The following is a 20,785-nucleotide window of genomic DNA, read 5'->3' on the forward strand; positions in this document are numbered from 1 at the left end:
CCCGGTGGCCTGCTTTGTCTTGGCAAGGCTGAAGGTAAGATAGGCAACCACCGGGACGTTTTGCCGCAGCCGCGGTCAAGATCTTCAGGAAAGCATTCATAAAGCAGGAGTCATTCGATGGCCCGTATTAGTGTTGAACGTGCCCATGGCCTGGGCAAGGAAGCGGCCCGCGAGAAGGCCGACCAGTTGGCGCAGAAACTGTCCGATCAATATGGCCTGGAGCCGCAGTGGTCTGGCGATGTCCTGAACCTCAAGCGTTCCGGCGTTAAAGGCGCGGTGCATGTGGGTGAGGATTCGATCCGCGTCGATGTGGAGTTGGGCCTGATGATGTCGGCCATGAGCGGCATGATCAAATCGGAAATCGAAAAGGCCCTCGATAAAGCGTTGGCCTGACTAATACCTGTAGGAGCGAAGCTTGCTCGCGAAGAGGCCGGTACATTCGCTGCTTGTTCTATGGCAGGAATTCCGCCTTCGCGGGCAAGCCTCGCTCCTACAGTTTTCACGGCACGCAAATGTTGCGGTTGTTAGGGTGCCGTTTCTAATTTTTCTCCCTACTTTGTGCCTGAGCCCGACACTTTCGCGGGCAGTTCCTCAAACCTTCTGCGCGTGAGGTGCACCATGGCCAAAGTTATTTTGAAGAAAAAAATCGACGCATCGACCACTGCTCTGGGCGACGTCAAATCCTATGCCCGCAAGATCTGGCTGGCAGGCCTGGGGGCCTACACCAAGGTCGGCCAAGAGGGCAGCGAATACTTTCAAGAGCTGATCAAGGCTGGTCAAACTGTTGAAACCAAAGGCAAAAAAGTAGTTGCCGAGAAACTTGAAGCGGCTAACTCAGAGATTGATGAAGCCAAGAGTGAAGTGAGTACTTTCAAAGCCAAGGTCGAAGTTCAACTCGACAAGGTCGAGAAGGCTTTTGACTCGCGTGTCGCAAGTGCCTTGAATCGTATCGGCATTCCGTCTAAACATGACGTTGAGACACTCTCTGCTAAGCTCGATGAGCTGACGGCATTGCTCGAACGCGTCGCGCGTAAATCTTAAGGAGAACGGGATGGCTGGTAAAAAGAACACCGAAAAAGAAGGCAGCTCGTGGATCGGGAAAGTTGAAGATTACTCCCGCAAAATCTGGCTGGCTGGTTTAGGCGTGTACTCGAAGATCGACACTGACGGCAGCAAGCTCTTCGATACATTGGTTAAAGACGGCGAGAAAGCCGAGAAGCTCACCAAGAGCGCTGTCGGCAAAAAAGTCGATGACGTCAAGGATTCCGCTTCGTCGGCCAAGTCGCGCATCAGCGGCGTGAAAGATCGTGCGCTGGGCAAGTGGGATGAGCTGGAAGGGGCTTTCGACAAGCGCCTGAACAGCGCCATTTCGCGCCTGGGTGTACCAAGCCGCAATGAAGTGAAAGCGCTGCACAGCAAGGTCGATACCCTGACCAAGCAAATCGAAAAACTCACCGGTGCCAAGGTGGCACCTGTTGCGGCGAAAACCGCAGCGGCCAAACCTGCTGCTAAACCAGCAGCCAAAAGCGCTGCCAAGCCTCTGGCAAAAGCAGCTGCTAAACCGGTCGCCAAAGCCGCGTCGAAAGTCGCGTCCGCCGCCAAGTCCGCTACCAAAACTGCCGCCGCCAAACCTGCTGCAGCCAAGGCCGCGGTCAAATCGGTTGCTGCCAAAGCCGCCGCCAAACCAGCGGCTAAAACAGCTGCCGCTAAACCGGCTGCTAAAACTGCAGCAGCCAAGCCGGCAGCCAAGCCAGCGGCAAAACCTGCCGCAGCGAAGAAGCCAGCAGTGAAAAAACCGGCCGCTCCTAAAGCTGCCGCACCCAAACCAGCAGTGGCTGCCGCCAAACCGGCAACCCCGTCGACTCCGGCCAGCACCTCGAACTCTGCTACCGCGCCGACCCCTGCTGTAACCCCGACTGCCGCGCCAGCTCCATCGACGCCAACCAGTCAGTCCTGATTTTCAGGGCTCAAGAAAACGCCCGGCCTGCAAAGGTCGGGCGTTTTTGTTTGTGCACGGTTCCATGAACACCGCAGAACCATTGTGGGAGCGGGCTTGCTCGCGAATGCGGTGAGTCAGTAACGTTAATGTCGGCTGACACACCGCATTCGCGAGCAAGCCCGCTCCCACAGGAATTATTCGTGTTCTTCGAGGTATTGCAGCGCCAACTGCTCCGTCGCCACTTTGATCGGTGGCAGCAAATGCGGCGCCACCAGCATCATGATCTGATACACCACCAACCTCACTTCACCCTCGCGATCGAGAATCCGCTGATAGTCCAGCGAGAACAGCAGCGTCATGGTGATCTGCTCCACCAATTGCCCCAGCGCCTGCGTATCACTGACTAACTGCCCCTGGGCTTTCAATCGCGCCAGCAATGAAGCCAGCGTGCGCTTCAGCGCATTGAGCAGGTTGCGGATTCCCTTGGCCAGTTTCGGCAAGCGCCCGGCGAGGTTCGACAGGTCCTGGAACAGAAACCGGTAATGGGCGAGCCGTTCGACGATCAAGTGCAGGAACAGCCAGTAATCCTCCGGCGCCAGTTCCACATCGGCCGGCGGATCAAGCAGTGGCGCAAGCTCGGCCTGGAAACGCTCGAACAATCCGAGAATCAACGGCTCCTTGCCGTGGAAGTGGTAGTAGAGGTTGCCCGGGCTGATCCCCATTTCGTTGGCAACTTCCATGGTGGAAACGTTCGGTTCGCCCTTCTGATTGAACAATTGCAGGGCACATTCGAGGATCCGGTCGCGGGTTTTCATCCAGTCTTCTTAATGGTCGAGTCATGCCACGGCAGACGTGTGCCGTGGTTCGTTATCAGTCAGCGCACACGAACGTAGGTGCCGGGTGCCGCCTCCAGCGGTGGATAGTTCTGGTTGCCGAGGGTCATGTGGGTTTCTTTTTGCGCGCCCGAGCGTTCCTGAATCCAGCCCAGCCATTGCGTCCACCAGCTACCGTCGACTTGCTTGGCGTCGTAATACCAGGCCCGTGGATCACTGCTCAGTTTTGCGCTCTCGACGAAGTTGGCTTTCGGGTTCGACGGTGGGTTGAGGATGCTCTGCACATGACCGCTGTTGGACAGCACGAAGCGTCGCTCGCCCCCCAGCAGCAACGTCGAGCGATACACCGCATCCCACGGCGTGATGTGGTCGTTGATGCCGGCGACGCTGAAGCTGTCGACGGTGACTTTCTGCAAGTCGATCGGCGTGCCGCACACTTCCAGACCGCCCGGATGACTCAGCGGGTTGTGCTTGAAGAAGTCCAGCAGGTCGCCATGCAAGGCCGCCGGCAGGCGCGTGTTGTCGTTGTTCCAGTAGAGGATGTCGAACGCCGGCGGCTCTTTGCCCAGCAGGTAATTGTTGACGAAATAGCTCCAGATCAAATCGTTGGGACGCATCCAGGCGAAAACTTTCGCCATGTCGCGGCCGTCCAGCACACCTTTCTGATAGGAACGGCGCTTGGCCGCTTCCAGGGTCTGTTCGTCGGCAAAGAGCGTGGCCGGGCTGTCCATCTGGCTGTCGAGCAGGCTCACCAGGTACGTCGCGCTGGACACCCGCCGCAGTTGTCGCTTGGCCTGCAAGTGGCCTTGCAGCGCGGCAATGGTCAGCCCGCCGGCGCAAGCGCCCATCAGGTTGACTTCGCGAGCACCGGTGATCGACCGGCAGACGTTCATCGCTTCTTCCACCGCTTCGACGTAAGTCGACAGACCCCATTCGCGGTGCCGCACGTCCGGATTGCGCCAGCTGATCATGAACGTCTGCAGGCCGTTTTTCAGGGCGAACTGGACGAAGCTGTTGTGCGGGCTCAGGTCAAAAATGTAGTACTTGTTGATCTGCGGCGGCACCACCAGCAGCGGTTTGGAATACTGCTTTTCGCTCATCGGCTTGTACTGGATCAGTTCCAGCAGTTCGTTGCGAAACACCACGGAGCCGGTGGTGGTGGCGACCGTTTTGCCCACCTCGAAAGAGTGCTTGGTGACTTGTCTGGGCAGGCCGTCGTTGTGCAGGAAATCGTCGAACAAGTGGCTGATGCCGCGCACCAGACTGTTGCCGCCGGAGTTGAAGATCTCCTTGATCGCCAGCGGGTTGAGCAGGGTGTTGGACGGTGCCACGGCGTCGTTGAGCAAGGCGAACGCGAAGTGCGCGCGAGCGCGATCGTCCGGGGTCATGTTGCTCTCGTCGATCCAGCTTTTGACCTGCTTCTGCCAGCTCAGGTAGGCCTGCAAGCTGCGGCGATAAAACGGGTTGAGGCTCCATGCCGGGTCAGCGAAGCGATTGTCCTGCGGGTTGGTCGGGTGCAGGGTTTCACCCAGCAGCACGCGGCCCAGTTGGCCGCCGAGTTTCAAGGCATGCCGGGCGCTGTGCACCGGGTTGCGCAGGCCATGGGCGGCAACGCTGCGCAAGGTCGACAACAGATCCCGGCCACGCAGGCCGGTGATCGCACTCTGTGCGTTGATGAACACGGCGGGAGTGGGCAAAAAGTCCCTCGCTGGTTTTTCGCGCATGAATCAACACTCCTTCGTCTTCAGGCCAAATACAAATACACCGAACCAGAACACCATAGACGCTGTTACGGGTTGTTGCGCGGTGCGGCGTCCTGCCGACCGACAATGGGCCGGTTAACCGCCCAATGGCGCCGGATGCGGGTGCATCACGGCGCGCTGACGCTCCTCTTCGAGGAATTTCATGATGATCGGTGCCACGGCTTCGGCGCGGGTAATCAGGAACAGGTGCCCGTCATCGATGATGTGCAACTGGGCATTGGGGATTCGCCAGGCCAGCACGCGCATGTTGATCAGCGGGATCAGTGGATCGTCGTCGCCGGCCAGCACCAGGGTCGGCTGATGGATCTTGTGCAGCCAGTGAATGCTGGTCCAGCCAAGCCCGGCGAACAGCTGCCAGTAGTAACCGAGTTTGCCCGCCGAACGCACTTTCGCCGCGTGGCTGGCGGCAAGCGTCGGGTCGCGACGGAACGAGCCGCCATAGATCATCGGCGCAATGCGGATCACGTGGGACGGCTGGATGTAGCGCCGTGGGCTGGCCATCATCCACAGCACTTTCGGTTTGCCCGGCACCATCACCGCACCGGCCGCCGTGGCCGCCAGCACGAGTTTCTTGCAGCGCTCGGGATAGTCGTACGCGAACTGCTGGGCGAGGGCGCCACCCCAGGAAACGCCGATGACGTTGACTTGCCCGTAGTCGAGATAGTCGAGCATCCGTGCCGTGAGTTTCGCCAGCCCCGGAAAACGGTACGGCCGATTGGGCGTCGAGGAGCCGCCGACACCGGGTACGTCGAAAGCAATGACTTCCAGGTCCGGGTCCAGCGCCGCGACAAACGGGAACACCAGCTCCAGGTTGGCGCCGATGCCGTTGAAAATCAGCAAGGGCGTCAAGTGAGGCTTGCCGGGGCGTACCGCCGTGCGGAGGGTCTGGCCATCCAGGTCGACGGTACGGAATATGAACGGTTGCGGCATGCTTCAGGCCCTGTGGGTTAATTCATCCCCGATCCCCCTTGTGGGAGCGGGCTTGCTCGCGAAAGCGTCGGGTCAGTCGACCACGATGTTGAATGTTCAACCGCATTCGCGAGCAAGCCCGCTCCCACAGTGGGTGGGGTGTGTCAGTTACCGCTCATGCACATAGGTGCCTGGTGCTGCTTCGCCGGCCGGATAGGCTTTGTTGCCCAGGCTCGCCGGAGATTTCTTCAGCTTGCCCGAACGCTCGGCCTGCCAGGCCTGCCAATGCAGCCACCAGGAGTCAGTGTGCTTGGTGGAATTCTCTTGCCATTCTTCGGCCTTGACCGGCATTTCGGTGCTGGTCATGTAGCGTGATTTCGGGTTGCCCGGCGGGTTCAGGATGCTCTGGATATGCCCGCTGCTGGACAGCACGAATTCAACCTTGCCGCCAAACAATTGCGCCGACTTGTAGCAGGACTTCCACGGGGTGATGTGGTCGTTGGTGCCGGCCAGGGAGTAGATGTCGGCAGTCACCTGTTTCAGGTCGATCGGTGTTCCGCACACTTCCAGTGCGTCAGGACGGATCAGTGGATTGTTTTTGAACATCTCGATCAGGTCGCCGTGAAACGCGGCGGGCAATCGTGTGGTGTCGTTGTTCCAGAACAGGATGTCGAACACCGGCGGCTCGTTGCCCAGCAAGTAGTTGTTGACCCAGTAGTTCCAGATCAGATCGTTGGGGCGCATCCAGGCGAAGACTTTCGCCATGTCGCGGCCTTCCAGCACGCCGGCCTGATAGGAATGACGCTTGGCGGCTTCGAGGGTCTGTTCATCCACGAATAGCGCTACGTCGCTGTCCAGGGTAGTGTCCAGCACGCTGACCAGCAATGTCAGGGCGTTGACCTTCTTCTCGCCGATCGCGGCGTAGTGGCCCAGCAGCGCAGTGCAGGTGATGCCGCCGGAGCAGGCACCGAGCATATTGATGTCTTTGCTTCCGGTGATCGCGGTGACCACGTCGACCGCTTCCTTGAGCGCTTCGATGTAGGTCGACAGGCCCCACTCGCGCTGCTCCTTGGTCGGGTTGCGCCAGCTGACGATGAAGGTCTGGACGTGACTACGCAGGCAGAAGCGCGCCAGACTCTTGTCCGGGCTCAGGTCGAATACATAGAACTTGTTGATCTGCGGCGGCACCACCAGCAGCGGGCGCTCGTGCACCTGCTCGGTGGTCGGCCGGTACTGGATCAATTCCAGCACGTCGTTGCGGAACACCACCGCACCTTCGGTCACGCCCAGGCTCTTGCCGACTTCGAACGCGCCCATGTTGACCTGGCTCGGCATGCCGCCGTTGTGCACCATGTCCTTGGCCAGATGCGAGAGGCCGTCGAGCAGGCTTTTGCCGCCGGTCTCGAAGAAACGTTTGACCGCCGCCGGGTTGGCCGCACTGTTGGTCGGGGCCATGGCTTCGGTCATGAGGTTGATCACGAAATGCCCGCGACTAACGTCTTTGGGCGGCAGGTTGCTGTCGTCGATCCAGTCGTGGAGTTCCTTGCGCCATGCCAGGTAAGTTTGCAGATAACGTTTGTAGAGCGGGTTCTGGCTCCAGGCCGGATCGGCGAAGCGACGGTCATCGCTGGTGGGTTGAAGCTCCGATTTACCGAACAACACGTTCTTCAGTTCAAGGCCGAAATGGGCGACATGCTTGGCACTGTGAATCGGTTGTTTGATGGCCTGCCTGAGCACCATTCGAGCAGACGCCAGTAGATCCTTTCCACGCAGCCCAACGACAGGATTCAGCCCCAAGGTGTTTTCCGAGGCTTGATACTTCAAGTCATCGTTATTCTTGTTACTCATCTACGACGCTCCATTGTCCTGAGACGAGTACCTGGGTCCAGCCGTGTCATCACACAGCCAATGCCAGGTACTTCTGCTCGGGTGACCGTTAATTCTGCATCGCTGCTTTTTACGGCAGAGAGCACTGCAGGGAACTTGCCAGCTCCATTGGTTACCCGAGTTTAATTTTTTTCGCAAGCGGGCCAATCATTGACCCAGGAGCGGAGCATTCAAACAGATGGAATTAGAAAATGCCCTCTAAAGAGCAAGAGGGCTGACCTAGAGCATCAGCTTGACGATGGATTCGTTCGGATCGCGGGTTTTTCCGGCGGCTTTCAGTTCAGCAAGATAATCGTTCCAAAGCGCCTCCTGACGCACGCCCAGCTGGTACAGATATTCCCAGGTGAACAGGCCGCTGTCGTGGCCGTCGTCGAAGGTCAATTTCAGTGCGTACTGACCGGCCGGTTCTACCTTGGTCAGGCCTACGCCGATCTTGCCAAATTGCAGGATGGGATTGCCGTGGCCCTGGACCTCGGCGGAAGGAGAGTGCACGCGCAGGAACTCGGCGGGCAGGTGATGTTCCTCGCCGGACGCGTATTTCAGCGACAGGGTTTTCGAGGCTTTGTGCAGTTTGATGTCGGTGGGGAGTTGGGTCATGACCTGAGTTCCGTTAAGGATGGAACCCTGTAGGAGCGAAGCTTGCTCGCGAAAGCGTCAGGTCAGTCGACATGTATGTTGAATGAGTGACCGATTTCGCGAGCAAGCTTCGCTCCTACAAGTTTGGCTTACAGGATATAACGGGACAGGTCTTCGTTCTGCGCCAATTCACCCAGGTGGCTGTTGACGTACTCGGCGTCGATCAGGATCACCTTGTCGTCGTGGGCGCTGGCCAGGTCGCCGGCACTGAACGACACCTCTTCGAGCAGGCGCTCGAGCAAGGTGTGCAGGCGACGGGCACCGATGTTCTCGGTCTTCTCGTTGACCTGCCAGGCAATCTCGGCGATGCGCTTGATGCCGTCCGGCTGGAACTCGATGACCAGGCCTTCGGTTTTCAGCAAGGCGCAATATTGCTCGGTGAGCGACGCGTGCGGTTCGCTGAGGATGCGTTCGAAGTCTTCCGGCGTCAGCGCCTTCAGCTCGACACGAATCGGCAGACGACCTTGCAGCTCCGGCACCAGGTCGCTCGGCTTGCTCAGGTGGAACGCGCCGGAGGCGATGAACAGGATGTGGTCAGTCTTGACCATGCCCAGCTTGGTGTTGACGGTGCAGCCTTCGATCAGTGGCAGCAAGTCGCGCTGTACGCCTTCACGGGATACGTCGACGCCGCCGGAGTTGCCGCGCTTGGCGACCTTGTCGATTTCATCGATGAACACGATGCCATGCTGCTCGACGGCCTCCAGGGCCTTGGCCTTCAACTCTTCATCGTTGACCAGGCGCCCGGCTTCTTCGTCACGCACCAGTTTCAGCGCTTCCTTGACCTTGATCTTGCGGCTTTTCTTTTTGCCCTTGCCCATGTTGGCGAACAGGCTCTGCAACTGGTTGGTCATCTCCTCCATGCCCGGTGGCGCGGAGATATCGACACCGGCCATTTCGGCGATTTCGATTTCGATCTCTTTGTCGTCCAGCTGACCTTCGCGCAGACGCTTGCGGAATAGCTGGCGGGTGTTGGAGTCGGCCGATGGGGCGTCATCACTGTTGAAGCCCATGCGTGCCGGTGGCAGCAGCGCGTCGAGGATGCGCTCTTCGGCGGCGTCTTCGGCGCGGTGACGAACCTTGGTCATTTCCTGTTCGCGCAGCAGCTTGATTGCCGCGTCAGCCAGGTCACGGATGATCGATTCGACGTCGCGACCGACATAGCCGACTTCGGTGAACTTGGTCGCTTCGACTTTGATGAACGGCGCGTTGGCGAGTTTGGCCAGGCGACGGGCGATCTCGGTTTTACCGACACCGGTCGGGCCGATCATCAGGATGTTCTTGGGCGTTACTTCAACGCGCAGCTCTTCGGGCAGCTGCATCCGGCGCCAGCGGTTACGCAGCGCGATGGCGACGGCGCGCTTGGCATCGTCCTGGCCGATGATGTGGCGATTGAGTTCGTGGACGATTTCACGGGGAGTCATGGACATAGTATTTGGCGGTCCTCTAGCAAAAGTGAGCCGTGGCGCTAGGCCGAAACAGGCTTACTCGGCGAGGTCCTGCTCCTCAATGGTGAAGGTGTGGTTGGTGAATACGCAGATGTCGCCGGCGATGCCGAGCGCGGTTTCGACGATTTCCCGGGCCGACAGATCGGTTTTCTTCAGCAGCGCGCTGGCGGCGGCCTGGGCGTAACCGCCGCCGGAACCCATGGCGATCAGGCCTTCTTCAGGCTCAACCACGTCGCCGTTGCCGGTGATGATCAGAGAGGCGTCTTTGTTCGCGACCGCGAGCATGGCTTCGAGGCGGCTGAGGGAGCGGTCAGTGCGCCATTCTTTGGCGAGTTCGACAGCGGCGCGAACCAGGTGGCCCTGATGTTTCTCAAGCTGGCCTTCGAAACGCTCGAAGAGGGTGAAGGCGTCAGCGGTGGCCCCGGCAAAACCGGCGATCACCTGGCCGTGGTACAGGCGACGAACTTTCTTCGCGTTGCCTTTCATCACGGTATTGCCGAGAGAAACCTGGCCGTCGCCGCCCATGACGACTTTGCCGTGGCGGCGAACTGAAACGATGGTGGTCAAGGGAGAGTCTCCACGCAGCGAGGCGAAAATGCCTTATGCCAACTCATATGGGGGTGGTGATGGGTTTTTCAACTGCAGGGCGGGAGAGGGGACGAGTGGTGTTGCGCGGGGAAAGGTGTGTTGGCTGTTCTGACGCCTTCGCGGGCAAGCCTCGCTCCTACAGGTTCTGCGTGATCCCTGTAGGAGCGAGGCTTGCCCGCGAAGAACGATAACGCGGTACGTCAGATGAAATCAGCGGTTCTGGCGTTGTTGTAACAACAGGTTGCTGAAGCCGGCGCCGGACAGTTGTTTCTGCGCCGTGGTCAGCTGTTCGCGGTTGCTGAACGGACCGACCAACACCCGATACCAGGTTTCGTCCTTAACGGTTCCGGACTCAACCGCCACCGCCTGACCCAGCAAAATGATCTGCGCCCGAACCTTGTCCGCGTCAGCCTCCTTGCGGAACGAACCGGCCTGGAGGAAAAACTTGGTCACTGGCGCCGCTTTGGACACCGGTGGTGCTGGCGGTGGAGTGATCCCTGCCAGTGCCGCTTGAGCGCGCGCAGTATCGATCTTCGCCGCTTGCTCAGGCGTGACCGGCGTGGTCGGAATCGCCGGCACTTGTGGCGTCGGCAGGGTTTTCTCCGGCACGGCATCCGGCGGCACGATGACTTCCGATTCCGGCAGCAACGTGTAGAAGTCGTACTTCGGCTTCACCGGTTGCGTCGGGCTCGGCGGGGTCTTGTTGGCCTCGGCGATCTTGGTGGCTTTCTGCTGCTCGATCTTCTCGCGCTTGACGCTCTCGCTGCCCTTGCCCGGTTCCAGTTTCATCAGGAACACAATGAACGCACCGACCGTCAGGCCGATGGCCATCCACAGCCAACCCGGGATCGGTTGCTTTGCAGGAGCTTGGTAACGGCTGGCGCCACGCTTGGGTGCAGGTTTTTTCTTGGCAGCCAACTTACATACGCTCCAGAGTTTCCAGACCCAAGAGTTCCAGGCCTTGCTTGAGAGTGCGGCCGGTCAGCGCGGCGAGGCGCAGGCGGCTTTGCATTTGCGCCGGGGTGTCGGCGCTGAGGATCGGGCAGTTCTCGTAGAAACTGGAGAACAGGCCGGCGACATCGTAAAGGTAGGTGCACAGGATGTGCGGTGTGCCTTTTTCGCCCACGTTGTTCAGCACTTCGCCGAACTGCGCCAGCTTGGCTGCCAATTCATGTTCGTGGGCAGCTTCGAGGACGATCTGGCCTTCGACTTCGCTGAAATCCTTGCCGAGTTTGCGGAACACACCGGCCACGCGGGTGTAGGCGTACAGCAGGTACGGCGCGGTGTTGCCTTCGAAGTTCAGCATCTGGTCGAAGTTGAAGCTGTAATCGCTGGTGCGGTGCTTGGACAGGTCGGCGTATTTCACCGCGCCAATGCCCACGACCTTGGCGATGTTGCGCAAATCGTCTTCGTCCAGCTCCGGATTTTTACTTTTTACCAACACATAAGCGCGATCCATTGCCTCGGTCAGCAGGTCGATCAGCTTCACGGTGCCGCCATCACGGGTCTTGAACGGACGGCCGTCAGCACCGTTCATGGTGCCGAAGCCCATGTGTTCCATTTCCATCGGGTGGGTCACGAAGCCGGCCTTGCGGGCGACCGCGAACACTTGCTGGAAGTGCAGCGCCTGACGCTGGTCGACGAAGTACAGCGCGCGATCAGCCTTGAGCTTGCCGCTGCGATAGCGCACGGCCGCCAGGTCAGTGGTGGCGTAGAGGTAGCCGCCGTCGGCCTTGACGATGATCACCGGCAGCGGGTCGCCGTCGGCGTTCTTGAATTCGTCGAGGAACACGCACTGCGCGCCATTACTCTCGACCAGCATACCGGCGGCCTTGAGGTCGTTGACCACGTTGATCAGGTCGTCGTTGTAGGCGCTTTCGCCCCTCACGTCGGCCATGGTCAGTTTGACGTTCAGCAGTTCGTAAATGCCCTGGCAGTGGGACAGAGATATATCAGTAAAGCCTTTCCAAGCCTTGATGCACGACTCGTCGCCTGCCTGGAGGTCCACCACTAATTTTCGGGCGCGGTCTGCAAACACCGAGTCTTCGTCGAAACGTTTTTTCGCAGCCCGGTAAAAGTCCTCCAAATCTGACAATGCGCTGTCCAGCATGTTGGGATGATCCTCAAGCATCGCCATCAGCATGCCGAACTGGGTGCCCCAGTCGCCGACGTGGTTCTGACGGATCACGTTGTCGCCGAGGAACTCCAGCACGCGTGCCACGCCGTCGCCGATGATGGTCGAGCGCAAGTGGCCGACGTGCATCTCTTTGGCCAGGTTCGGGGCCGACAGGTCGACAACAGTGCGCTGCACCGGACCGGCCTTGCGCACGCCGACGTGCTCATCGGCCAGGGCGGCGTCCAGGCGGGAGGCCAGGGCATCAGTGTTCTGGAAGAAATTCAGGAAGCCCGGGCCGGCGATCTCGGTCTTGGAGACATTTTCATCAGCCGGCAGCGCGGCGATGATTTTTTCCGCCAGGTCGCGCGGCTTCATGCCCGCAGGCTTGGCCAGCATCATCGCGATGTTGCTGGCGAAGTCGCCGTTCTTCTTGTCGCGGGAGTTTTCCACCTGGATCGCCGGCGACAGGCCTTCAGGCAACACACCTTCGTTGACGAGTTGGGTGATGGCTTGTTGGATCAGCTGGCGAATGGTGTCTTTCATGGTGTTCTCTTTCGACCGCAAGCGCGGCGGCGCTTCGATGCGCTAGTGGAAAAACTGGGCATTATCCGTGGCCCAGACGTGCTTGCCAACTATAGCGGGCAGGTTATGGATATGTGGTGACAAATAGTCAGCCTTCGCGGGCAAGCCACGCTCCTACAGTGGACCGTGGCCCACCCCAAAACCCTGTAGGAGCGAGGCTTGCCCGCGAAGGCGATCTCTAAATCAATACAAATCGACGGGATCGACATCCAGCGACCACCGTACCGCCCGCCCACTCGGCATCTGCTCCAGCGCCAGCAACCAACTGGCGAGCAACCGATGCAACGGCGCCCGGGCCGTGGCCTGCAATAACAACTGCGCACGATACCGCCCCGCACGGCGCTCCATCGGCGCCGGCACCGGCCCCAGCAGCTCAATCCCGGTCAGATGCTGTTCCGCCAACAAACGTTCAGCTTCGCTGCAGGCCTCATCGAGAAATCCTTCAGCCTGCCCCGGTTTATGCGCTTCGGCCCGCAACAACGCCAAATGCGCAAACGGCGGCAATCCCGCAGAGCGACGTTCGCTCAAGGCCTGTTCGGCAAAGGCGAAATAGCCCTGTTCGGTCAGTTGCACCAGCAGCGGATGATCGGCCAGGTGCGTCTGGATAATCACCTTGCCCGGCTCTTCAGCACGGCCGGCCCGACCCGCAACCTGAACGATCAGCTGTGCCATGCGCTCGCTGGCGCGGAAGTCGCCGGAGAACAGCCCGCCATCGGCATCGAGGATCGACACCAGCGTCACCCGTGGGAAGTGGTGCCCTTTGGCGAGCATTTGCGTGCCGACCAGAATGCACGGATGGCCTTTCTGGATGGTGGCGAACAGCTGATTCATTGCGTCTTTGCGCGACGTGCTGTCGCGGTCGACCCGTAGCACCGGAACATCCGGGAACAGGATCGCCAAGCGTTCCTCCGCGCGCTCGGTGCCGGCGCCTACCGGCCGCAAATCGACCTTGCCGCATTTCGGGCAATGCCGGGGCACGCGTTCGACATAGCCGCAATGGTGGCAGCGCAGTTCGCCGGAGCGCTGATGCACGGTCATCCGCGCATCGCAGCGCTGACACTCGGACATCCAGCCGCAGTCGTGACACAGCAGCGTCGGCGCAAAACCGCGGCGATTGAGAAAAACCAGCACTTGCTGACCGGCCGCCAGGGTCTGGCCGATGGCTTGTTGCATCGGCCCGGAAATACCGCTGTCCAGCGGACGACTTTTCACATCGAGACGCAGGAAACGTGGCTGCTTGGCGCCGCCCGCACGCTCGTTAAGGCGTAGGAGGCCGTACCGACCGGTGTAGGCGTTGTGCAGGCTTTCCAGCGAAGGCGTGGCGGAGCCGAGCACGATCGGAATGTTTTCCTGCCGTGCACGCACCAGCGCCAGATCGCGGGCGTGGTAACGCAGGCCTTCCTGCTGTTTATAGGAGCCGTCGTGTTCTTCGTCGATGATGATCAGGCCGGGATTTTTCATCGGCGTGAACAGCGCCGAACGGGTGCCGATAATGATGTCGGCGTCACCGTCCCGGGCGGCGAGCCAGGCTTCGAGGCGCTCGCGGTCGTTGACCGCCGAGTGAATCAGGGCGATGCGCGCATTAAAACGCTGCTCGAAGCGGGCCAGGGTTTGCGGGCCGAGGTTGATTTCCGGGATCAGCACCAGCGCCTGCTTGCCGGCTTCGAGGGTTTCGCGGATCAGCTGTAAATAGACTTCGGTCTTGCCGCTGCCGGTGACGCCGGCCAGCAGGAACGCGTGATAACTGTCGAACCCGGCGCGAATCGCTTCATAAGCGGCGCGCTGCTCGGGGTTGAGCGGCAATTCCGGTTGCGCCAGCCAGTGTTCGTGGCGGGCGCCGGGGGCGTGCTTGCGGATTTTCACCTGCACCAGATCCTTGGCCAGCAACAAGTCGAGGCTGTCTTTGCTCAACATCAGTTTGCTCAACAGCTGATGGGCGACGCCGTGGGGGTGCTGGGCCAAGGTAGCCAAGGCTTCACGCTGGCGTGGGGCGCGGGCGATGCGCGGATCATCCAGGCTGGCGCCGGGCGCGGCGGACCAGAAACGTTCCTGGCGAGCCTCGGCCAGTTCGCCTTGGCGCAACAACACCGGCAGCGCCCAGCTCAAGGTGTCGCCGAGGCTGTGCTGGTAATACTGCGAGGTCCACAGGCACAACTTGAACAGTGCCGGCGGCAGCGGTGGCGTGGCGTCGAGCAGGGCCAGGGCCGGCTTGAGCTTTTCTGCCGGGACTTCGCTGGTGTCGGTGACCTCCACCAGAATCCCGATCATCTCCCGCCGGCCGAACGGCACCCGCAGGCGCATGCCCGGTTGCAACTGGGCGCGCAGGACGCCGGCCGGGGCACGGTAATCGAACAGGCGGCGCAGCGGCGAAGGCAGGGCGAGGCGCAAAATGGCGTCGGGCACGCGGGGGGATCTCGATAAACGGGCAGTAAAAGAAGTCGGACGCCTATCAATTGTGGGAGCGGGCTTGCTCGCGAATGCGGAGGATCAGACACCTCATCGCTGCCTGACACACCGTATTCGCGAGCAAGCCCGCTCCCACAAGGGACGCATATCAGGCCGGGAGCCTAGCAGACGGTCGGTAGAAGCGACAGCTTGCGCGATTGTCAATGTCTGATAGAATCCGCGGCCTAATTACGTGCGGTATTCAACAATAGTGTTGGGTGGCGGCACGCTAGCCCGAGGAAGACACCATGAAAGCTGAAATCCATCCAGATTATCCAGTCATTGCTGTTACTTGCAGCTGTGGCAACAAGTTCGAAACCCGTTCGACCTTCGGCAAAGCTCTGCCGATCGACGTTTGCAACGAATGCCACCCGTTCTACACCGGTAAGCAGAAGACTCTGGATACCGGCGGCCGTGTACAGCGCTTCGCAGACCGTTTCGGTGCTTTCGGCAAGAAACCTGCTGCTGCAGCAGAGTAAGGTTCGCAAGCCCCATGGGCTTTACCTTGCTAATGAAAAAGGCGTCCCTCGCGGGCGCCTTTTTTGTGTCCGCGATTTGGCTGTCCGGCGCCCAGGCCTTTTGCCCTGCGCCGAGCGGCCTGACACCCGTCGCAGTGCAACGGGTGGTGGATGGCGACACCTTGCGCCTGAGCGATGGCCGCAGTGTGCGCATGATCGGCTTGAACACGCCTGAGCTGGGCAAACAGGGCCGTTCCGACGAGCCGTTTGCCGTGGCTGCGCGCAAACGCCTGGAAGCGCTGATCGCGGCCAGCGACGGGCGCGTAGGTTTGCGGCCCGGTAAAGAAAGCAAAGATCATTACGGCCGCACGTTGGCCCATGTCTTCGGTGCCAATGGCGCCAACCTCGAGGCGCAGATGCTCGCCGAGGGCCTCGGTTTCCAGGTGGCGGTCGCGCCGAATGTCGATTTGGTCAGTTGCCAGCAAGCTGCCGAACGCAGTGCCCGTCAGGCCGGTCTTGGCCTGTGGCGGCAATCACCTGTACTAAAAGCGGAGCAGATCAACGCGTCCGGTTTCGCCGTGCTCAGTGGTCGTGTGAGCAAGGTTCAGCGCAATCGTGGTGGCGTTTGGATCGAGTTGCAGGATTCGGTTGTATTGCGCGTTGCACCCAATGTGCTCGGGCAGTTCGATGTGGCGTCCCTTGATCGACTGAAGGGCAAGCAGATCGAGGCGCGTGGCTGGGTCGTGGATCGTTCACGGCGCGGTGGTCTGAAATCCGGGCAGGCGCGCTGGCTTCTACCCCTGACCGATCCGAGCATGTTGCAAGCGGCGCCCTGAGAAAAAATTGTAGACATTTTTTCAGTCGATTGTGAACAGTCTATCCCTTGTGTTCCGTGGCTCTTGGCCCAAAGTCTTAGGGCAGGGCGCTTGACAGGGGTGACTGGTCAGTCTTGTGGGTATTTTGCGAGGCGCGTATCCTCGCTGACCAGTCTGTCCAACAGTAAAAGCGGAATGCCCCCATGTCTGATTTGAAAACTGCCGCTCTCGAATATCACGCCCATCCTCGTCCAGGTAAGCTGAGTGTCGAGCTCACCAAGGCCACCGCTACCGCCCGCGACCTGTCGCTGGCCTACAGCCCCGGCGTAGCCGAACCAGTACGCGAAATCGCCCGCGATCCTGAACTGGCCTACAAATACACCGGCAAAGGCAACCTGGTTGCAGTCATTTCCGATGGCACCGCGATTCTTGGCCTGGGTAACCTCGGCCCATTGGCTTCCAAGCCAGTCATGGAAGGTAAAGGCGTGTTGTTCAAGCGCTTCGCCGGCATCGACGTTTTCGACATCGAAGTCGACTCCGAAAGCCCGCAAGCCTTCATCGACACCGTCAAGCGTATCTCCATCACCTTCGGTGGCATCAACCTGGAAGACATCAAGGCACCTGAGTGCTTTGAGATCGAACGCGCGCTGATCGAGCAGTGCGACATTCCGGTATTCCACGATGACCAGCACGGCACCGCGATCGTTACCGCCGCCGGCATGATCAACGCCCTGGAAATCGCTGGCAAAACCCTCGCCGACGCCAAGATCGTCTGCCTGGGTGCCGGTGCGGCTGCCATCTCCTGCATGAAATTGCTGGTGAGCATGGGCGCCAACATCGAAAACATCTACATGGTTGACCGTACCGGCGTGATCCACTCCGGCCGTGACGACCTGAACCAGTACAAGGCTGTCTTCGCTCACGCGACCGACAAGCGCACCCTGGCTGACGCCCTGACCGGTGCCGACGTGTTCGTTGGCCTGTCCGGCCCGAACCTGCTGAGCGCTGAAGGCCTGAAATCCATGGCCGCCAACCCGATCGTGTTCGCCTGCTCCAACCCTGATCCGGAAATCTCCCCGGAACTGGCGCACGCCACCCGTGACGACGTGATCATGGCGACCGGCCGTTCGGACTACCCGAACCAGGTCAACAACGTACTGGGCTTCCCGTTCATCTTCCGCGGTGCCCTGGACGTTCGCGCCAAGCGCATCAACGAAGAAATGAAAGTGGCTGCGGCCAACGCCCTGCGTGAACTGGCCAAACTGCCGGTGCCTCAGGAAGTGTGCGACGCCTACGGTGGCATCAAGCTGGAATTCGGTCGTGAGTACATCATTCCGAAACCAATGGATGCCCGCCTGATCACCGTGATCTCCGATGCCGTGGCCAAGGCCGCCATCGAGACCGGCGTAGCGACCCTGCCGTATCCGAAGAACTACCCGCTGAAAAGCGTGGATGACGTGTTCAACGGCTAAGTCGTTGTAGCGCTTCAACCAGAGGCCCCGATTCGTATGAGTCGGGGCTTTTTTTTGTCTGTGGTTTTTGTGGTGCTTGTGAGGGCCTTTTCGCGGGCAAGCCTCGCTCCTACGGATAGGTGTCGTTCGTGATGTTGCGTATGGCAGGAACCCTGTAGGAGCGAGGCTTGCCCGCGAAGAGGCCATCAAAGACAACGCAAATCTTGCAGGCAATAAAAAGCCCCGCACTTCTCTCGAAGGCGGGGCTTTTCGTTGCGCTACGCGATCAGAACAGATCGATCGGCGCCGCCTCGTCCGCTGGCAGCGGACTACCCGGCACATTGCCGTTGCCCAGCTCATTCACCGACGGTGGCGTGTCCTCGGCCTTGAACAGCTCGAAATACGCGCCTGGCGTGCCTGGGCTCGCCGCACGCCCGCTGACCGGGTCTACCCGCAGGCTGAGGATGCCTTCCGGCTCTGCCTGGGTGTGAGGCGGCTTGTCCTTGAGGGCGGCCGCCATGTAGTTCATCCAGATCGGCAGCGCGACAGTGCCACCGAACTCGCGTTTGCCCAGGCTTTCAGGCTGATCGAACCCGGTCCAGACGGTGGTCACGTAATCGGCGTTGTAGCCGGAGAACCAGGCGTCCTTGGATTCGTTGGTGGTACCGGTCTTGCCCGCAATGTCACTGCGGCCCAAGGCCAGAGCGCGGCGGCCGGTGCCGAGCTTGATCACGTCCTCGAGCATGCTGTTGAGGATGTAGGTGGTGCGGCCGTCAACGATGCGCTCGGCCACGGCTGGCGTTTGCGGCGCAGCGCCGGGTGCGGCCGGAGCCTCGCCTGGCGTCGCATTGACCGTGAACGCCTGGGCGTCGGTCGGCGCGGCGATGCCGTTGGTCGCTACGTCGCCCTGAGGCACGCTTGGCGGGTTGGCGACGAACAACGTGTCGCCATTGCGGCTTTCGATCTTGTCGATGATGTACGGGGTGATTTTGTAGCCGCCGTTGGCGAAAGTGCTCCAGCCGGTGGCGATTTCCATTGGTGTCAGCGTTGCGGTGCCCAGCGCCAGTGACAGGTTGGGCGGCAGGTCCTGCTTGTTGAAGCCGAACTTGCTGATGTAATCGATGGTCCTGCCAACGCCCATGGCTTGCACCAGACGGATCGACACCAGGTTGCGCGACTTGTACAACCCTTCACGCAGGCGGATCGGGCCGAGGAAGGTATTGGTGTCGTTCTTCGGGCGCCAGACCTTATCGAGGTATTCATCGACGAACACGATCGGCGCATCGTTGACCAGGCTGGCGGCGGTGTAGCCGTTGTCCAGCGCGGCGCTGTACACGAAGGGCTTGAAGCTCGAACCCGGCTGACGCTTGGCCTGCATGGCGCGGTTGTAGTTGCTCTGCTCGAAGGCAAAACCACCGACCAGCGAGCGAATGGCGCCGTTCTGCGGATCAAGAGACACCAGCGCACCTTGCGCTTGTGGAATCTGGCTGAATTTCAGCGAATTGTCCGGTTGGCGCTGCACGCGGATCAGGTCACCGACCGCAGCCACGTCCGACGGTTGCTTCGGATTGGCGCCCATGCTGTTGGTGTTCAGGAATGGACGTGCCCATTTCATGCTGTCCCACGCGACGTGTTCCTCGCCGGTGCGGGTGATCACTTGCAGGCCGTTCTTGTCGACCTGAGTGACGATGGCCGGCTCAAGGCTGCTGATGGTCCGCTGTTTGGTCAGTTCGGTGGCCCATGCCTCGCGAGTCTTGCCCGGCAGGCGCGACTCGGGACCGCGATAGCCGTGACGCTGATCGTAGGTCATCAAGCCTTCGTGGACCGCGGTGTTGGCCATTTCCTGAAGATTGCTCGGCACCGTCGTGGTGACGCGGAAACCTTCGGTGTACGCATCGCTGCCATAACGGCCGACCATTTCGGCACGGGCCATTTCAGCGATGTACGGCGCGTTCACTTCCGGCGTCGGCACGTGGTAGCTGGCGTTCAGCGGCTCGTTGATGGCGGTGGTGTAGTCGGCTTCGGTGATCTTGCCGAGCTTGTACATGCGCCCCAGGATCCAGTCGCGACGTTCCTTGCTGCGGGCCGGGTTGGCCAGCGGGTTGAAGCGCGAAGGGGCTTTGGGCAGGCCGGCGATCATCGCCATCTGCGCCAGGCTGACGTCACGAATCGATTTGCCGTAATAAACCTGCGCGGCGGCTTCGATGCCGTAGGCGCGGTTACCCAGGTAGATCTTGTTGACGTACAGCTCGAGGATTTCGTCTTTGGTCAGCTGCCGTTCAATCTGCAGGGCCAGGAGGATTTCGGTGGTTTTGCGCGAGAAACTGCGTTCGCTGGTCAGGAAGAAGTTCTTCGCTACCTGCATGGTGATAGTGCTGCCGCCGGACTGGATGTGTCCGCTTTTTACCAACTGGGTCGCAGCTCGCATCAGGCTGCTGGGGTCGACGCCGTAGTGGTTGGCGAAATTGTCGTCTTCAGCACTTAGTAACGCATTGATGAAATTGGGGGGAATGTCGGCGAACCGGATCGGTGTGCGGCGCATTTCGCCAAATTCTGCGATCAACTTGTTGTCGCTGCTGTACACCCGCAATGGAATCTGCAACTGGATGCTTCTCAGAGCCTCCACAGATGGCAATCCCGGACTAAGGTAAAGAAACGCGCCGCTCAGACCAAGGAGCAGTCCGCAGAAAACGGCGACGATGGACCAACCGAAAAATTTCAGCAGACGAATCAAGGCTTTGGGATATCCAGGGCAAAGAATGAATTGGGCAACAGGGTTCAGATAACAGGGAACGACCCGCGCTTGCAGTAAAAACCGGAAAAAAACGCTGGGCATTATAAGCATTTTTCCGTCGAGGGCGTCATTTGCGCTGCTGTCAAGACGGGTGGTTTGAACGCAACCGGTATTACAGAGTCCG

17 protein-coding genes are annotated in these 20,785 nt (G+C 60.1%); 6 read left to right on the forward strand and 11 right to left on the reverse strand.

Annotation, left to right across the window (positions count from 1 at the left end):
- Nucleotides 1–117 precede the first annotated feature (117 nt).
- The 3 genes from ACA049_RS02040 (at nucleotide 118) to ACA049_RS02050 (ending at nucleotide 1,957) form a co-directional block, all read left to right on the forward strand.
- Nucleotides 118–393 (forward strand): polyhydroxyalkanoic acid system family protein, encoded by a 276-nt coding sequence (locus ACA049_RS02040; protein ID WP_497332729.1) that lies wholly within the window; start codon nucleotides 118–120, stop codon nucleotides 391–393.
- Between the two features lie 225 nt (nucleotides 394–618).
- Nucleotides 619–1,041 carry a phasin family protein gene (locus tag ACA049_RS02045; RefSeq protein WP_219093384.1) on the forward strand — a complete coding sequence of 141 codons (423 nt, stop codon included), beginning with the start codon at nucleotides 619–621 and terminating at the stop codon, nucleotides 1,039–1,041.
- Between the two features lie 10 nt (nucleotides 1,042–1,051).
- Complete coding sequence (locus tag ACA049_RS02050) at nucleotides 1,052–1,957, forward strand: phasin family protein (protein ID WP_497332731.1); 906 nt, start codon at nucleotides 1,052–1,054, stop codon at nucleotides 1,955–1,957.
- 176 nt (nucleotides 1,958–2,133) lie between these two features.
- Here the strand turns inward: ACA049_RS02050 and ACA049_RS02055 are convergent, their stop codons facing one another.
- From ACA049_RS02055 to ACA049_RS02100, 10 genes are all read right to left on the reverse strand, one after another.
- Nucleotides 2,134–2,754 (reverse strand): TetR/AcrR family transcriptional regulator, encoded by a 621-nt coding sequence (locus ACA049_RS02055; protein ID WP_033055348.1) that lies wholly within the window; start codon nucleotides 2,752–2,754, stop codon nucleotides 2,134–2,136.
- A 59-nt stretch (nucleotides 2,755–2,813) separates the two neighbouring features.
- On the reverse strand, nucleotides 2,814–4,496 hold the full coding sequence (gene phaC / locus ACA049_RS02060) for a class II poly(R)-hydroxyalkanoic acid synthase (protein WP_497332733.1): 1,683 nt from the start codon (nucleotides 4,494–4,496) through the stop codon (nucleotides 2,814–2,816).
- A gap of 114 nt (nucleotides 4,497–4,610) precedes the next feature.
- Nucleotides 4,611–5,465 (reverse strand): poly(3-hydroxyalkanoate) depolymerase, encoded by an 855-nt coding sequence (gene phaZ / locus ACA049_RS02065; RefSeq protein WP_438659104.1) that lies wholly within the window; start codon nucleotides 5,463–5,465, stop codon nucleotides 4,611–4,613.
- Nucleotides 5,466–5,612: 147 nt separating this feature from the next.
- On the reverse strand, nucleotides 5,613–7,292 hold the full coding sequence (phaC, locus tag ACA049_RS02070; protein ID WP_497332735.1) for a class II poly(R)-hydroxyalkanoic acid synthase: 1,680 nt from the start codon (nucleotides 7,290–7,292) through the stop codon (nucleotides 5,613–5,615).
- 258 nt (nucleotides 7,293–7,550) lie between these two features.
- Nucleotides 7,551–7,928 carry a gamma-butyrobetaine hydroxylase family protein gene (locus ACA049_RS02075; protein WP_497332737.1) on the reverse strand — a complete coding sequence of 126 codons (378 nt, stop codon included), beginning with the start codon at nucleotides 7,926–7,928 and terminating at the stop codon, nucleotides 7,551–7,553.
- A gap of 128 nt (nucleotides 7,929–8,056) precedes the next feature.
- On the reverse strand, nucleotides 8,057–9,394 hold the full coding sequence (hslU, locus tag ACA049_RS02080; protein WP_497332739.1) for an ATP-dependent protease ATPase subunit HslU: 1,338 nt from the start codon (nucleotides 9,392–9,394) through the stop codon (nucleotides 8,057–8,059).
- A 54-nt stretch (nucleotides 9,395–9,448) separates the two neighbouring features.
- Nucleotides 9,449–9,979, reverse strand: coding sequence for an ATP-dependent protease subunit HslV (gene hslV / locus ACA049_RS02085; RefSeq protein ID WP_007899242.1), 531 nt, complete (start codon nucleotides 9,977–9,979; stop codon nucleotides 9,449–9,451).
- A 231-nt stretch (nucleotides 9,980–10,210) separates the two neighbouring features.
- Entirely contained in the window at nucleotides 10,211–10,918 is a 708-nt protein-coding gene (locus ACA049_RS02090; RefSeq protein WP_010464446.1) for an SPOR domain-containing protein, read from the reverse strand.
- Between the two features lies 1 nt (nucleotide 10,919).
- Nucleotides 10,920–12,659 (reverse strand): arginine--tRNA ligase, encoded by a 1,740-nt coding sequence (argS, locus tag ACA049_RS02095; RefSeq protein ID WP_497332741.1) that lies wholly within the window; start codon nucleotides 12,657–12,659, stop codon nucleotides 10,920–10,922.
- 222 nt (nucleotides 12,660–12,881) lie between these two features.
- Entirely contained in the window at nucleotides 12,882–15,101 is a 2,220-nt protein-coding gene (locus ACA049_RS02100; RefSeq protein WP_497332743.1) for a primosomal protein N', read from the reverse strand.
- Between the two features lie 290 nt (nucleotides 15,102–15,391).
- Between ACA049_RS02100 and rpmE the strand changes: the two genes are divergently transcribed.
- The 3 genes from rpmE (at nucleotide 15,392) to ACA049_RS02115 (ending at nucleotide 17,888) form a co-directional block, all read left to right on the forward strand.
- Complete coding sequence (gene rpmE, locus ACA049_RS02105; RefSeq protein WP_214380297.1) at nucleotides 15,392–15,622, forward strand: 50S ribosomal protein L31; 231 nt, start codon at nucleotides 15,392–15,394, stop codon at nucleotides 15,620–15,622.
- 14 nt (nucleotides 15,623–15,636) lie between these two features.
- Nucleotides 15,637–16,437: a thermonuclease family protein gene (locus ACA049_RS02110; RefSeq protein WP_497332746.1), complete on the forward strand. Its 801-nt coding sequence runs from the start codon at nucleotides 15,637–15,639 to the stop codon at nucleotides 16,435–16,437.
- Nucleotides 16,438–16,619: 182 nt separating this feature from the next.
- On the forward strand, nucleotides 16,620–17,888 hold the full coding sequence (locus ACA049_RS02115) for a malic enzyme-like NAD(P)-binding protein (RefSeq protein ID WP_497332748.1): 1,269 nt from the start codon (nucleotides 16,620–16,622) through the stop codon (nucleotides 17,886–17,888).
- A 265-nt stretch (nucleotides 17,889–18,153) separates the two neighbouring features.
- Here the strand turns inward: ACA049_RS02115 and ACA049_RS02120 are convergent, their stop codons facing one another.
- Complete coding sequence (locus ACA049_RS02120) at nucleotides 18,154–20,598, reverse strand: penicillin-binding protein 1A (protein ID WP_497336752.1); 2,445 nt, start codon at nucleotides 20,596–20,598, stop codon at nucleotides 18,154–18,156.
- Between the last annotated feature and the right edge of the window lie 187 nt (nucleotides 20,599–20,785).

It is taken from the genome of Pseudomonas sp. LBUM1662 (assembly GCF_059695915.1).